The sequence below is a fragment of the Candidatus Arsenophonus triatominarum genome (assembly GCF_001640365.1).
Classification (GTDB): Bacteria; Pseudomonadota; Gammaproteobacteria; order Enterobacterales; family Enterobacteriaceae; genus Arsenophonus; species Arsenophonus triatominarum.
This window is the reverse complement of sequence record NZ_LWMI01000090.1, coordinates 1-13,064: the sequence shown is the minus strand read 5'-3', so window position 1 is coordinate 13,064 and position 13,064 is coordinate 1. Positions and strand designations below refer to the sequence as shown.

The 13,064-nt window shown below is 36.9% G+C and carries 14 protein-coding genes, 3 tRNA genes and 8 pseudogenes; 15 read left to right on the top strand and 10 right to left on the bottom strand.

From position 1 onward, the window contains the following. The first annotated feature begins 130 nt into the window (after positions 1–130). A complete protein-coding gene (locus tag AYJ55_RS24180; RefSeq protein WP_063658187.1) occupies positions 131–610 on the top strand; it encodes a hypothetical protein in 480 nt (159 codons plus the stop codon). A gap of 126 nt (positions 611–736) precedes the next feature. Here AYJ55_RS24180 and AYJ55_RS30295 read toward each other — a convergent pair. Beyond that, a pseudogene (locus AYJ55_RS30295) lies at positions 737–916 on the bottom strand (transposase); the annotation flags it as partial. 94 nt (positions 917–1,010) lie between these two features. After that, positions 1,011–1,442, bottom strand: coding sequence for a transposase (locus AYJ55_RS24175; RefSeq protein WP_063657865.1), 432 nt, complete (start codon positions 1,440–1,442; stop codon positions 1,011–1,013). 119 nt (positions 1,443–1,561) lie between these two features. On the opposite strand from AYJ55_RS24175, the gene AYJ55_RS30290 reads away from it, so the two are divergent. The 4 genes from AYJ55_RS30290 to AYJ55_RS30275 all read left to right on the top strand — a co-directional run bounded on the left by AYJ55_RS30290 (position 1,562) and on the right by AYJ55_RS30275 (position 2,458). Then, positions 1,562–1,780 (top strand): hypothetical protein, encoded by a 219-nt coding sequence (locus tag AYJ55_RS30290; RefSeq protein WP_063658185.1) that lies wholly within the window; start codon positions 1,562–1,564, stop codon positions 1,778–1,780. Then, positions 1,771–1,926, top strand: coding sequence for a helix-turn-helix domain-containing protein (locus AYJ55_RS30285; RefSeq protein ID WP_187153378.1), 156 nt, complete (start codon positions 1,771–1,773; stop codon positions 1,924–1,926). Before AYJ55_RS30290 ends, AYJ55_RS30285 begins: the two co-directional genes overlap by 10 nt. A gap of 96 nt (positions 1,927–2,022) precedes the next feature. Then, on the top strand, positions 2,023–2,148 hold the full coding sequence (locus tag AYJ55_RS35050) for a hypothetical protein (protein ID WP_281181234.1): 126 nt from the start codon (positions 2,023–2,025) through the stop codon (positions 2,146–2,148). Further along, positions 2,114–2,458 (top strand): transposase family protein, encoded by a 345-nt coding sequence (locus AYJ55_RS30275; RefSeq protein ID WP_063658183.1) that lies wholly within the window; start codon positions 2,114–2,116, stop codon positions 2,456–2,458. The genes AYJ55_RS35050 and AYJ55_RS30275 overlap by 35 nt, the downstream gene beginning before the upstream one ends. 26 nt (positions 2,459–2,484) lie before the next feature. On the opposite strand, the pseudogene AYJ55_RS34295 reads toward AYJ55_RS30275, so the two are convergent. The 4 genes and pseudogenes from AYJ55_RS34295 to AYJ55_RS34290 form a co-directional block, all read right to left on the bottom strand. After that, positions 2,485–2,868: pseudogene (locus AYJ55_RS34295) on the bottom strand (IS630 transposase-related protein). Positions 2,869–3,037: 169 nt separating this feature from the next. Next, complete coding sequence (locus AYJ55_RS35045) at positions 3,038–3,172, bottom strand: hypothetical protein (protein ID WP_342668209.1); 135 nt, start codon at positions 3,170–3,172, stop codon at positions 3,038–3,040. A 140-nt stretch (positions 3,173–3,312) separates the two neighbouring features. Continuing rightward, positions 3,313–3,375 (bottom strand): annotated as a pseudogene (locus AYJ55_RS36615) (hypothetical protein); the annotation flags it as partial. A gap of 105 nt (positions 3,376–3,480) precedes the next feature. Continuing rightward, positions 3,481–3,621 (bottom strand): annotated as a pseudogene (locus tag AYJ55_RS34290) (IS630 transposase-related protein); the annotation flags it as partial. A 199-nt stretch (positions 3,622–3,820) separates the two neighbouring features. On the opposite strand from AYJ55_RS34290, the pseudogene AYJ55_RS27515 reads away from it, so the two are divergent. The 10 genes and pseudogenes from AYJ55_RS27515 to AYJ55_RS24110 form a co-directional block, all read left to right on the top strand. After that, positions 3,821–4,380: pseudogene (locus AYJ55_RS27515) on the top strand (helix-turn-helix domain-containing protein); the annotation flags it as partial. Between the two features lie 198 nt (positions 4,381–4,578). Next, entirely contained in the window at positions 4,579–5,370 is a 792-nt protein-coding gene (locus AYJ55_RS24150) for a transposase family protein (RefSeq protein ID WP_162505865.1), read from the top strand. A gap of 48 nt (positions 5,371–5,418) precedes the next feature. Continuing rightward, positions 5,419–5,876, top strand: a pseudogene (locus tag AYJ55_RS24145) (integrase core domain-containing protein); the annotation flags it as partial. A gap of 108 nt (positions 5,877–5,984) precedes the next feature. Beyond that, positions 5,985–7,001 (top strand): annotated as a pseudogene (locus AYJ55_RS30265) (IS481 family transposase). 350 nt (positions 7,002–7,351) lie between these two features. Beyond that, entirely contained in the window at positions 7,352–7,612 is a 261-nt protein-coding gene (locus AYJ55_RS24135; RefSeq protein ID WP_162505864.1) for a LuxR C-terminal-related transcriptional regulator, read from the top strand. Next, a pseudogene (uvrC, locus tag AYJ55_RS24130) lies at positions 7,605–9,434 on the top strand (excinuclease ABC subunit UvrC). The gene AYJ55_RS24135 and the pseudogene uvrC overlap by 8 nt, the downstream one beginning before the upstream one ends. A gap of 53 nt (positions 9,435–9,487) precedes the next feature. After that, positions 9,488–10,030 (top strand): CDP-diacylglycerol--glycerol-3-phosphate 3-phosphatidyltransferase, encoded by a 543-nt coding sequence (gene pgsA / locus AYJ55_RS24125; protein ID WP_063658179.1) that lies wholly within the window; start codon positions 9,488–9,490, stop codon positions 10,028–10,030. Between the two features lie 137 nt (positions 10,031–10,167). Next, a tRNA-Gly gene (locus AYJ55_RS24120) sits at positions 10,168–10,243 on the top strand. 33 nt (positions 10,244–10,276) lie between these two features. Continuing rightward, positions 10,277–10,350: transfer RNA gene (locus AYJ55_RS24115), tRNA-Cys, on the top strand. A 7-nt stretch (positions 10,351–10,357) separates the two neighbouring features. Further along, positions 10,358–10,444 (top strand) — tRNA-Leu (locus tag AYJ55_RS24110). A gap of 127 nt (positions 10,445–10,571) precedes the next feature. On the opposite strand, the gene AYJ55_RS24105 is transcribed toward AYJ55_RS24110, so the two are convergent. The 4 genes from AYJ55_RS24105 to AYJ55_RS24085 form a co-directional block, all read right to left on the bottom strand. Then, the gene (locus AYJ55_RS24105; protein WP_063657408.1) at positions 10,572–11,591 is read right to left on the bottom strand and encodes a tyrosine-type recombinase/integrase; all 1,020 of its coding nucleotides are present in this window, start codon (positions 11,589–11,591) and stop codon (positions 10,572–10,574) included. Continuing rightward, positions 11,592–11,795: a DUF4224 domain-containing protein gene (locus AYJ55_RS24100; protein WP_063657415.1), complete on the bottom strand. Its 204-nt coding sequence runs from the start codon at positions 11,793–11,795 to the stop codon at positions 11,592–11,594. It lies immediately after the preceding gene. A gap of 236 nt (positions 11,796–12,031) precedes the next feature. Further along, positions 12,032–12,199 carry a hypothetical protein gene (locus AYJ55_RS31365; protein ID WP_187153273.1) on the bottom strand — a complete coding sequence of 56 codons (168 nt, stop codon included), beginning with the start codon at positions 12,197–12,199 and terminating at the stop codon, positions 12,032–12,034. Positions 12,200–12,434: 235 nt separating this feature from the next. Further along, positions 12,435–13,028 carry a phage antirepressor KilAC domain-containing protein gene (locus tag AYJ55_RS24085; protein WP_281181235.1) on the bottom strand — a complete coding sequence of 198 codons (594 nt, stop codon included), beginning with the start codon at positions 13,026–13,028 and terminating at the stop codon, positions 12,435–12,437. Positions 13,029–13,064: the final 36 nt, after the last annotated feature.

Genomic DNA, 13,064 nt, shown 5'->3' with positions numbered 1-13,064 from the left:
AGATACAGGGTGGAATAACAAGTTTTCTCGGTTTAGAATTATCGCTAGGTGAACGGAGAGCATCCTGTTACAGCCCACTTAACAATCCAAAAATAAAAATATCTATCGGTTAAAAGAGCAATCCATACTCATGAATGAATTCATAAAAATCATACAACATTATTTACCTTCAATAGACGATTTAGTAAAAATCAAACAATATTATTCACCCATAATTGATGATATAACCGAAATGCTTCGGCATTATTCACCGCTGTTTAGTATATTAACTTTATTTTTAGGTTTATATCTCGGAAACAGATTCGCAATTAACCGAATTAAAAAACAAGAAATTAACGAATATGCTAAACGACTGATTAATTATTTCGATTACATACAATGTAAAATCGAGAAACAAGAAATAACAACACCACTTCCTTTGCCTAAAGGAGATATTGATATCTTGATCTCCAAGATTTCATCCAGAAAACAAAAAAGCTTCGAGGCGTTAGTCTATCGATATCAATCGACTTTTAATCAGCTCAATAATGAAAAAAACAGAACGGATAAGACATACAATTTATTGTTAAAACAACTTGCAGATATAAAACACTTTTTACGCCTGAAATAAATTAAAAAATTACTTCATTAAAGTGTATTAGTCTTAACTTAATCTGACGATTCTGATTTGAAAAAGAGAGTTACCGGTTTTTATTAAAATCATTAGATAACCTGAGTTCGGGATAAGCATTATCAATTATGCTTGAAGAGATGTTCCTGCCACAGGTATCTTTGGTTTAGATGGAATTAAACAATATGCAACCCGCCCCCCTGCTAATAAATTCACTACAAAGTTAGCAGGAGAGCGGTGCCGCGTATGCGCTATCTGACAAAGATTTTTTAACTCATCAAATACCGTTTCAATTGTATTAGTCTTAACTTAATCTGACAATTCTGATTTAAAAAAGAGCGTTACCGGTTTTAATTAACATCATTAGATAATTAAATATAGCTAGGCGACTTAATTTTGATTACAGTATATGTATTAAAAACAGGTCATCGATAGTGCATCCTGTTTCCATCTTTTTACGTTTAGCTTGAGACCATTTATGTTCTATAGGATTTAAATCTGGTGAATACACAGGCAAATATTCTATCTGGTGTCCTGCGTTTATAATTGCCTGTTCAATATTCTTACCTTTGTGAAAGCTAGCGTTGTCCATAAAAATAACAGAATTTTCAGGAAGTTCTGGGAGCAATATTTTTGTGATCCAAACATAAAAAACATCACGATTAATATTGCAATCAAATAATCCGATAGCAAAAAGGGTTGTTCCCAATAAAGCGCCAATAACATTTGTTCTTCCCTTAGCACCCCAGTTTTTCAGGCCAAAACAACGGTGACCTTTTGGGGAATAGCCGTGAGTTCGTGGAGTGTCATGTGAAAAACCACTTTCATCAATAAAAACAACAGATTTATCTTTTTTTTCATACTGTTAAAATAGTTGCTGAATAGAGACTTGCATTTTTTGTCACGCTATAGACAATAAAAAGAGGTTTAACTTAGAAATAACGGTTTGAAATGATCAACAAAGAGCGGTTGTTACGAGATAATCGTTTATGTAAAGCAATCATTGGATTATCAGTCGAAGAATTGAAAAATTTAGCCGCTGAATTTTCAGCTTGTTATTTGATTTATCGGAAAAAGAATCGAAAAGATCACGAGCGGCAAATGGGTGCAGGGCAGAAAGGATTTATCCCAACCCCATTAGATAAACTGCTTTTATTTTATTGTATTTAAAATGTTATCCGACCTATGATTTGCAAGGACTTCTTTTTGGTTTAGATAGAACACGGGTATGTCGCTGGGTAAAAATATTATTGCCGGTTTTAGAGATGACCTTGGGCGAGAATGTGTTTTGCCGCTCGTCAAATTCGCTCTGCTGAGGAATTTTTTCGCGCCTTTCCTGGAGTTAAAGACGTCTTTATGATGGGACAGAGCGACCTGTCCAAAAGCCTAAGAATCTGCGTCGGCGAAAAAAAATGTATTCGGGAAAGAAAAGACAGACCACTCGAAAAGGGCTTATTATGACTGACGAAACGAGGAAAATTGGATTTATCCCCATGATCAAAAATGGGCGCCGTCACGATAAACGCTTACTCGCATAAAGTCGATATAATTCGCCATATTCCCCCTGAGGTAACCATCTGGGCCGATACCGGTTTTCAAGGTATAGATAAACAGCATCCTAATACACAAATCCCAAAAAAAGGAACTCGAAAAAGACCTTTATCGCCTGAACAAAAACAAGAAAATAAAATAATCTCGGGCATCCGTATTACGGTTGAACACGCCATCGCGGGTATCAAGCGCCTCGGTTGTATGACCCAAATTTTACGGAATCGTAGACCCTTTATTGATGATACCTTTTTACTCCTTAGTGCCGGTCTTTGGAATTTCCATCTCAGAACAGCCTAAAATTTACTTCAATCACCGAAATACCCTTATTTCACTATTAAGCAACACGCTTGTTGTCTTTTTGCTGATGTGCCAGCCTGTCGCTTTCGTTGGTTTTTGGATGGAATAGAGTTTTTTTTATAGGTTAATCCCAGCTTTTTAAGGGATTGCCAAATAGTCTTTTTACAAACACCGAATCGCTCTGCCCGTTCCTTTTGGTAAGCATCTGGATACTGTTCCACATCTTTTGCTAAAGCATTTTATCGAGCCTTCCTCTTACGTGGCGTTGAATTTTTTGGCTCTGGTCGTTTAAGCCAACGTACTAAAGACGCTTTTCCAATACGGAATTGTTTCGCAGTTTCTCGAATTGTTAAACCTTCGGCTTTCCTTACAGATATTACTTTACGTCGAAAATCAATTGTATAACTCATAACACACCTTGTAATCAAAATTAAGTCGCCTAGCTATAAAAGGTAATTCTATGTATAGCTAGGCGACTTAATTTTGATTACAGCATATGTATTAAAAACAGGTCATCGATAGTGCATCCTGTTTCCATCTTTTTACGTTTAGCTTGAGACCATTTATGTTCTATAGGATTTAAATCTGGTGAATACACAGGCAATATTCTATCTGGTGTCCTGCGTTTATAATTGCCTGTTCAATATTCTTACCTTTGTGAAAGCTAGCGTTGTCCATAAAAATAACAGAATTTTCAGGAAGTTCTGGGAGCAATATTTTTGTGATCCAAACATAAAAAACATCACGATTAATATTGCAATCAAATAATCCGATAGCAAAAAGGGTTGTCCCAATAAAGCGCCAATAACATTTGTTCTTCCCTTAGCACCCCAGTTTTTCAGGCCAAAACAACGGTGACCTTTTGGGGAATAGCCGTGAGTTCGTGGAGTGTCATGTGAAAAACCACTTTCATCAATAAAAACAACAGATTTATCTTTTTTTTCATACTGTTGTCTTTTTTGCTGATGTGCCAGCCTGTCGCTTTCGTTGGTTTTTGGATGGAATAGAGTTTTTTTTATAGGTTAATCCAGCTTTTTAAGGGATTGCCAAATAGTCTTTTTACAACACCGAATCGCTCTGCCCGTTCCTTTTGGTAAAGCATCTGGATACTGTTCCACATCTTTTGCTAAAGCATTTTTATCGAGCTTCCTCTTACGTGGCGTTGAATTTTTTGGCTCTGGTCGTTTAAAGCCAACGTACTAAAGACGCTTTTCCAATACGGAATTGTTTCGCAGTTTCTCGAATTGTTAAACCTTCGCTTTCCTTACAGATATTACTTTACGTCGAAAATCAATTGTATAACTCCATAACACACCTTGTAATCAAAATTAAGTCGCCTAGCTATATCAAACAAATAATCCTATCATCAAACATAAAGTCGGGTTACTTAACCTCGCTGAAGAGCTTAATAACGTCTCAAAAGCCTGTAAGATTATGGGGGTATCCCGAGATACGTTTTATCGCTACCAGGAACTTGTTAACGATGGTGGGATAGACGCTTTATTAATCAAAATCGACGGGTGCCTAACGTAAAAAATAGAGTAGATGAACAGATGAAAGCGCTGTAGTTGCGTATGCGATTGAATACCCTGCACACGGTCAACACCGCAGTAGTAATGAACTAAGAAAAAAGCATTTTTGTTTCGGGGAGTTGCGTTCGCTCTATTTGGCTGCGTCATAATCTCGAAAATTTTACAAAACGCCTAAAAGCGCTTGAAGATAAAATCGCAACAGAAGGAATTATCCTGTCAGAATCACAAATCAGTGCTCTAGAAAAGAAAGCGCAAGATGATGAAGCCTGTGGTGAGATTGAAACAGCGCATCCAGGTTATCTGGTTCACAAGATACTTTTTATGTCGGTCATTTAAAAGGCGTTTGGTCGTGTTTATCAACAAACTTGCATTGATACTTACAGTAAAGTCGTTCATTAAAATAGTTGCTGAATAGAGAGTTGCATTTTTTGTCACGCTATAGACAATAAAAAGAGGTTTAACTTAGAAAATAACGTTTGAAATGATCAACAAAGAGCGGTTGTTACGAGATAATCGTTTATGTAAAGCAATCATTGGATTATCAGTCGAAGAATTGAAAAATTTAGCGCTGAATTTTCAGCTTGTTATTTGATTTATCGGAAAAAGAATCGAAAAGATCACGAGCGGCAGATGGGTGCAGGGCAGAAAGGATTTATCCCAACCCCATTAGATAAACTGCTTTTTATTTTATTGTATTTAAAATGTTATCCGACCTATGATTTGCAAGGACTTCTTTTTGGTTTAGATAGAACACGGGTATGTCGCTGGGTAAAAATATTATTGCCGGTTTTAGAGATGACCTTGGGGCGAGAATGTGTTTTGCCCGCTCGTCAAATTCGCTCTGCTGAGGAATTTTTTCGCGCCTTTCCTGGAGTTAAAGACGTCTTTATTGATGGGACAGAGCGACCTGTCCAAAAGCCTAAGAATCTGCGTCGGCGAAAAAAAATGTATTCGGGAAAGAAAAGACAGACCACTCGAAAAGGGCTTATTATGACTGACGAAACGAGGAAAATTGGATTTATCCCCATGATCAAAAATGGGCGCCGTCACGATAAACGCTTACTCGATAAAGTCGATATAATTCGCCATATTCCCCCTGAGGTAACCATCTGGGCCGATACCGGTTTTCAAGGTATAGATAAACAGCATCCTAATACACAAATCCCAAAAAAAGGAACTCGAAAAAGACCTTTATCGCCTGAACAAAAACAAGAAAATAAAATAATCTCGGGCATCCGTATTACGGTTGAACACGCCATCGCGGGTATCAAGCGCCTCGGTTGTATGACCCAAATTTTACGGAATCGTAGACCCTTTATTGATGATACCTTTTTACTCCTTAGTGCCGGTCTTTGGAATTTCCATCTCAGAACAGCCTAAAATTTACTTCAATCACCGAAATACCCTTATTTCACTATTAAGCAACACGCTTATTGTAAGCTTTACACAACAAAAAGCGCGATAACGGCAGTAGATTTATTAAATGATAAGGTTCCCCTTTTTATTCCCAGCATGGGTTACCGGTGTTACGTATACTGACGGACAGAGGCAGTGAGTATTGTGGTAAAGTTGAACATCACGATTATCAACTTTATTTCGCTATCAATGATATTGATCATACAAAAATTAAAGCTCGTTCACCTCAAACTAATGGGATTTGTGAACGCTTTCATAAAACTGTATTACAAGAGTTCTATCAGGTGGCTTTTCGTAAGAAAATCTATAGGGCTTTAAATGAATTACAAGCTGATTTAGATAAATGGTTAGCGGAATATAATAACCAACGCACTCATCAAGGAAAAATGTGTTGCGGTCGAACTCCTATGGCAACTTTACACGATGGAAAACAACTTTGGAGAGAGAAAGATTTAAATCAAATGTATTAGTCTTAACTTAATCCGACAATTCTGATTTAAAAAAGAGCGTTACCGGTTTTAATTAACATCATTAGATAATTAAATAAAAGGTAATTCTATGTATCAGCAAATAATCCTATCATCAAACATAAAGTCGGGTTACTTAACCTCGCTGAAGAGCTTAATAACGTCTCAAAAGCCTGTAAGATTATGGGGTATCCCGAGATACGTTTTATCGCTACCAGGAACTTGTTAACGATGGTGGGATAGACGCTTTAATTAATCAAAATCGACGGGTGCCTAACGTAAAAAATAGAGTAGATGAACAGATTGAAAGCGCTGTAGTCGAGTATGCGATTGAATACCCTGCACACGGTCAACACCGCAGTAGTAATGAACTAAGAAAAAAGGCATTTTTGTTTCGGGGAGTGGCGTTCGCTCTATTTGGCTGCGCCATAATCTCGAAAATTTTACAAAACGCCTAAAAGCGCTTGAAGATAAAATCGCAACAGAAGGAATTATCCTGTCAGAATCACAAATCAGTGCTCTAGAAAAGAAAGCGCAAGATGATGAAGCCTGTGGTGAGATTGAAACAGCGCATCCAGGTTCTCTGGGTTCACAAGATACTTTTTATGTCGGTCATTTAAAAGGCGTTGGTCGTGTTTATCAACAAACTTACATTGATACTTACAGTAAAGTCGTTCATTGTAAGCTTTACACAACAAAAAGCGCGATAACGGCGGCAGATTTATTAAATGACAAGGTTCTCCCTTTTTATTCCCAGCATGGGTTACCGGTGTTACGTATACTGACGGACAGAGGCAGTGAGTATTGTGGTAAAGTTGAACATCACGATTATCAACTTTATCTCGCTATCAATGATATTGATCATACAAAAACTAAAGCTCGTTCACCTCAAACTAATGGGATTTGTGAACGCTTTCATAAAACTGTATTACAAGAGTTCTACAGGTGGCTTTTCGTAAGAAAATCTATAGGGCTTTAAATGAATTACAAGCTGATTTAGATAAATGGTTAGCGGAATATAATAACCAACGCACTCATCAAGGAAAAATGTGTTGCGGTCGAACTCCTATGGCAACTTTACACGATGGAAAACAACTTTGGAGAGAGAAAGATTTAAATCAAATTTAACCTGACAGATACTGTATAAATAACCGGCACCTGTCAGATCAAGTCTGAGCTACTACATATAAAATTCCAGAAATGGCTTAAAAGCAATGGTTAATTTGCAAGTTACTAAAACGTATAAATTTGTTTAAATTACAATGAGTTGCTTTTAATTTATAAGATTTTGTCTATTTATATATTATGCTGAATTAAACTTAAAAATAGAACGTTTTTTTATTGGTGCGAAACTCGTGTATAAATAACCGGCAACCGTCAGATCAAGTCTGAGCTACTACAAAGAAAGCGATTTACTGCATGCCATTCGTGTCGTCAAATTAAAGCAAAAATATTTGTCGCCGGATATTGCATAATGGATGGTATTGAATCAATTAGATACAGAAATGAGCAATCCTTTAAACCTTTTATCTGATCGTGAATTACAAGTTATGTTTATGGTGACGCGTGGTATACCGGTTGGCGAAATAGCAAAACAGCTCAACTTAAAAACAAAAACAATAAATAGCTATAGATATAGAATGTTTAGTAAACTAAAAGTGCGTAGTGATGTAGAATTAACACATATAGCTATAACGAATGGATTGATTCAAACAGAGAGTTTTTATTATAGTGCCTGAACTATTTGAACCGAAAGTATTTTTGCAGACAGTAACCAATCAACCAGGTGTATATCGCATGTACGATACATCTGGGGTAGTTATTTATGTCGGCAAAGCGAAGGATTTAAAAAAACGGTTAGCGAGTTATTTTAGAGGACAAGTAACGAACCGTAAAACGGAGCAACTTGTTAAAAATATTGCTCAGATTGATATTACCGTAACACATACAGAAACTGAGGCTTTATTACTTGAACATAACTATATTAAACTTTATCAGCCTCGTTATAATGTTCTGTTAAGGGATGATAAATCCTATCCTTATATTTTTTAAGTGCGGATAAACATCCACGTTTGGCTATGCATCGTGGTGCTATGAAGGCAAAGGGGGACTATTTTGGCCCATTTCCAAGTGTTCATGCTGTCAGAGAAACGCTGGCTTTATTACAAAAGTTATTTCCATTGCGTCAGTGTGAAGACAGTATCTATCGCAACCGATCCAGACCATGCCTCCAATATCAAATTAATCGCTGTCTTGGGCCCTGTGTTAAGGGGCTGGTTGCTGATAAAGAATATCATCAACAAATAGAATATGTTCGTTTATTCTTATCGGGTAAGGATCAGCAAGTTCTTAATCAATTAATTCAAAATATGGAGCAGGCCAGTCAAGCTCTTAAATTTGAAAGTGCAGCGCGTTATCGCGATCAAATACAAGCCGTTAGAGCGGTTACAGAGCAACAATTTGTCACTGGTAATACACAAGATCTAGATGTAATTAGCGTTGCTTATCACTTAGGTATTGCTTGTGTTCAGGTGCTCTTTATTCGCCAAGGGAAAGTACTTGGTAGCCGTAGTTATTATCCAAAGATCCCTGCAAACACGCAATTAAGTGAAGTTGTGCAAACATTTTTAGGTCAATTTATTTACAGGGTAGTGAAATTCGCTCTTTACCCGCAGAAATATTATTGGATTTTTTATTACCGGAAAAAGCGCTATTTGCTAATTTATTGACTAAAATAGCGGGACGTAAAATTAACATTCAAGTGAAACCGCGAGGTATAAAAGCTAAATATTTAAAACTGGCTCGTACTAATGCAGCTACAGCATTGACAACAAAAGTTGCACAACAATCAACTATTCACCAAAGAATAGAGGCATTAGCTGACTTGCTAGGACTAGAAAAAATTTATCGCATGGAATGTTTTGACATTAGTCATACATCGGGACAGCAAACTGTAGCATCTTGTGTTGTTTTTGATAGTAATGGGCCATTACGTTCTGAATATCGTCATTATAATATAATTGATATTACGCCTGGTGATGACTATGCTGCTATGAATCAGGTTTTAACGAGACGTTATGGTAAACATGTAGATGAAAATAAAGTACCGGATGTTATTTTTATTGATGGTGGCAAGGGACAACTGGCTCAAGCAATCGGTGTATTCCAGGAATTAAATGTTGATTGGGACATTACGCGACCCAAATTGATAGGGGTAGCTAAAGGACATGATCGCAAAGCCGGCTTAGAAACATTGTTTTTTAAACCTGATGGAGAAGGTCTTTCATTACCGCCTGATTCACCAGCGCTACACTTAATACAAAATATTCGTGATGAATCACATAATCACGCGATTACAGGACATCGTCAGCGTAGGGCGAAAGTTAGAAATACCAGCACCTTAGAGTTTATTGAAGGGATAGGTCCTAAACGTCGGCAGATGCTACTTAAATATATGGGGGCTTACAAGCTTTACATAATGCGAGTCTTGATGAAATCGCAAAAGTGCCAACGATTTCATATGCACTAGCAGAAAAAATTTATAATGTGTTAAAGCAATAAACGTAGTGGAATTGTATATATATTTTATTTTGGCCAGACAATTATAGAGCATAATGCAATTAAATATTCCAACTTGGTTAACACTTTTTCGTATCATATTGATTCCGTTTTTTGTGTTATTTTTTTATCTTCCTTTTCACTGGGCGCCTTTTGTTTGTGCGTTTCTTTTTGTCATTGCTGCGTTAACCGATTGGTTTGATGGTTTTCTTGCCAGACTGTGGCAGCAAACAACCAGATTTGGTGCATTTTTAGATCCGGTCGCTGATAAAATTATGGTAGTAACGGCATTAGTATTGGTGACCGAATATTATCATACTTGGTGGGTTACATTACCGACAGTGACTATGATAGCGCGTGAAATTATTATTTCCTCATTACGGGAATGGATGGCTGAGGTAGGAAAACGTAGTTGTGTAGCTGTTTCTTGGATTGGAAAATTTAAAACAGCCGCCCAGATGCTCTCATTAGTTGGATTACTGTGGCATCCTAATATCCAAATTGAGGTAATTGCTATCGTATTACTTTATTTTGCGGCTATTTTAACGTTTTGGTCTATGTTTCAATATTTATCTGGCGCCTGGAGGAATTTGAATTAAGCTTGATCGACATGATTGAAAAACCAGCGAACGAACCGAATTAATTAATAATAGTATTGACTCAATACAGGAAACAAGTAGAATGCAGCGCATCAAACGATGCTGAGTTTAACAAACTAACTAAGCATTGTGAGAATGCGGGAATAGCTCAGTTGGTAGAGCACGACCTTGCCAAGGTCGGGGTCGCGAGTTCGAGTCTCGTTTCCCGCTCCAATATCAGCCCTACATATAAGCTAGATTGAGTAGGGCGCGTTGGCAGAGTGGCCATGCAGCGGATTGCAAATCCGTTTACCTCGGTTCGACTCCGGGACGCGCCTCCAGAATTTAGCCCAGGTGGTGAAATCGGTAGACACAAGGGATTTAAAATCCCTCAGCCTTAAGGCTGTGCGGGTTCAAGTCCCGCCCTGGGCACCATAAAATTTTTCATTATTTATCAATAAGTTAAGTGGTGAAAACTTAGTCTCTTAAGAGTAAATTTTTGTGACTAAAATCACGTTTCACTATATTTTCGCTATATAATTTCACTATATTTTTGATTTAATCATTGCTTTTTCTGACCTCCAACAACAGGGACAACATTAATTTTTCTATCGTATCTTGCGGTTTGAGAAATGTTTTTATGACCAGATATTGTTTGTTTTTCAGATAAAGAACCATCAAGATCTGAAACACCTTTTGCTTTTAAATCGTGAAAAGTAAAATCAAAGTTTAAGTGTGGAAATTTAATTTTGGCTTCTTCTTTTGCTTTCCTCCATCGGCTATTGAAACCATCACGAGTGTACCCAGATCCACTTTGTTGATGCAGAACATATATACTGCTAATTCCTTTGTCTAAAGGTAAAGTATGACTTAACTCTATGGCTGCATGTAAACGATCTGTCCATGCTTTTATCTGTGCGATCCCTGTTTTACCTTGCTTAATAAATATGCCGTCATTAGATAGCTGAGAATAAGTTAAAGATAAAATATCTGCTTGCCTAGCAAGGCAAAGATAGGCAAGCTCCATCGCAATTTTTACTACAATTGGTGATATAGAATAAAGTGCATTATATTCTTTGTCGCTAATGTAGCGATCTCTAGCTTTTTCTTTGAATTGCCTTACTCCCTTACATGGGTTTATTTTGACTAATCCTCGCTCATAGCCCCACCCAAAAACACGTGACAATAATGTCTTTTCTCTGTTAGCCTGAGTTTTACTCTTTAGACCTCTTTTGTCCATATACTTACGAATGTGTTCTGGCTTTATATTGTCAGGTAACATTTTTCCAAACACAGGCATTAACTTATTGGCATATTTCCTATAATCTTTTTGCGTTTCACCTGATAAATTAAGAAAGTCAGGGGAATTGAAAAATGCATTAAATAAAGCTGCAAGTGTTTCTTCATTTTTGTATGATAGCAATAATTTTTCGTATGCAACCCACACCTCGGCTTGAGTAAAAGAAAAATCACATAATCGAATTGTCCTTCCATCTGGAGTCAAAAACTCAAATGCTGATTTTCCTCTTCTCACTCTTGAAGGCATCCAATTATCAGCCGGATTTTTTCTTTTTCTAGCCATTTAGATTGCTCCGAAATCTGGTTTTTCAGCAAAGTTAATACCCGTTGCTTTTGAAAGTCGTTTATTGAAATGTTCCCATGTCGTTTTGGGTCGACCATCAGGCCGCTTAATGAAAAAGATTCCCGCTTCTTCTAAAACTTTGCATTGTTTGGATGGTTTTTGGTAACCTGTTAGTTCTTTCATCTGTTCATCTGTAATGAACATAGAATTATTATTCACGTTTATGTCCTCATTTAAAAACTCACACTATTTTCAGGCGCTTCATTGCCCCACAAAAATCAATAGCGAAGCCATGAATGGTTATCTTCGTCTTTTGTTAGGTTAGGGATATAATTTGTGGGGTAGAGTATTAGGATTTATTTGCTGCGTTGTTTGATGCTTTTTTTGGTATTGCCAAGGTGGGTCTGCGAGTATCAGGTCATACTTCACTTCATCTCCTGTTAAATATACCAGCTTTTACTTTTATGTAAGTCGTCTATTTTTTCTAAGACAGTGATTTTATTACCGCCATTTCCGGTTAATATTCCGCTTTCTCCATCGGTATCGAATTGATATATCAATCCTTTGTTTGTTAATTTTTTTTCCTTCAATCTAATTATTTTCATCACCTCACAATGATAAATAACCTGCATCCCTGCTTTGACATGATGTAACGTTGTTCGGTATTCATGGATGTTATTCATAGGATTACTCCGGTTATTGATTACATAAATGTAAATGTTGATCAAAACATTAATTTTTATAAGGTTATTTATGGTAGTATTGTTAACGTTGTGTGTTTGTTAACAGTAACATTTTACCTGGTGTTGGCCAGCCTTGCGCTGGTCTTTTTTTTGCTTGGTATTATTCACTAATAAGAACGGATAATTTTCCAAGTCCTTTTGGCGTAATTCTTACCTGTTCAGTTAACTTTTCCGAACCGTCATTTCTAGCAACGACAGTCACTTTATGCTCGATTAAATCCTGCTTGATTTTATCCTGATAGCCAACCCAACTTTTTCCACCAACACGCCGATAAATCCAATCATGTCCTTGTAACCATGAAAAAAGTGCTTTGGGTTTCATTTGGAGTGATTTTGCCGCATCAGTAATACAAAGCGAGCCTTCTGAATAGCTGATTCGTTTTAGTGCTTCAACTTGCGGTTTCATCTCATCGACTTTGTGTTCAAGCGCAATAACTTTTTCGGTGTAATTAAGCAACAATCCTCTCATCGCTGATGGGTCATTTAATATCTTAACCGGACTAACGGCTTCTAATGCTTTTCTTTCACATTCAATAAAGTAAAGTCTTGCCTGTTTCCCTTTTTCGTTGCGCGCTTTCGCCATGTTGATAGAGATTGCATATTCTATAGACGGTCTACCTTTTGCGGTTTTTTCCGCAAAAGTCACGAAGTCCTCATTTTCAATGAATCCATATTTTTCAATGCGACCTTTTATCCAAATCTATTAAAATGGTTTTTTACCCCTAAAAAC

Excerpts from the sequence above, each read along its gene's own strand:
- pgsA (WP_063658179.1), top strand. The coding sequence starts at position 9,488 with ATGCAATTAAATATTCCAACTTGGTTAACACTTTTTCGTATCATATTG.
- AYJ55_RS35050 (WP_281181234.1), top strand. The coding sequence starts at position 2,023 with ATGTATTCGGGAAAGAAAAGACAGACCACTCGAAAAGGGCTTATTATG.
- AYJ55_RS30290 (WP_063658185.1), top strand. The coding sequence starts at position 1,562 with ATGATCAACAAAGAGCGGTTGTTACGAGATAATCGTTTATGTAAAGCA.
- AYJ55_RS24105 (WP_063657408.1), bottom strand. The coding sequence starts at position 11,591 with ATGGCTAGAAAAAGAAAAAATCCGGCTGATAATTGGATGCCTTCAAGA.
- AYJ55_RS24135 (WP_162505864.1), top strand. The coding sequence starts at position 7,352 with ATGGTATTGAATCAATTAGATACAGAAATGAGCAATCCTTTAAACCTT.
- AYJ55_RS24180 (WP_063658187.1), top strand. The coding sequence starts at position 131 with ATGAATGAATTCATAAAAATCATACAACATTATTTACCTTCAATAGAC.
- AYJ55_RS30275 (WP_063658183.1), top strand. The coding sequence starts at position 2,114 with ATGGGCGCCGTCACGATAAACGCTTACTCGCATAAAGTCGATATAATT.
- AYJ55_RS24100 (WP_063657415.1), bottom strand. The coding sequence starts at position 11,795 with ATGTTCATTACAGATGAACAGATGAAAGAACTAACAGGTTACCAAAAA.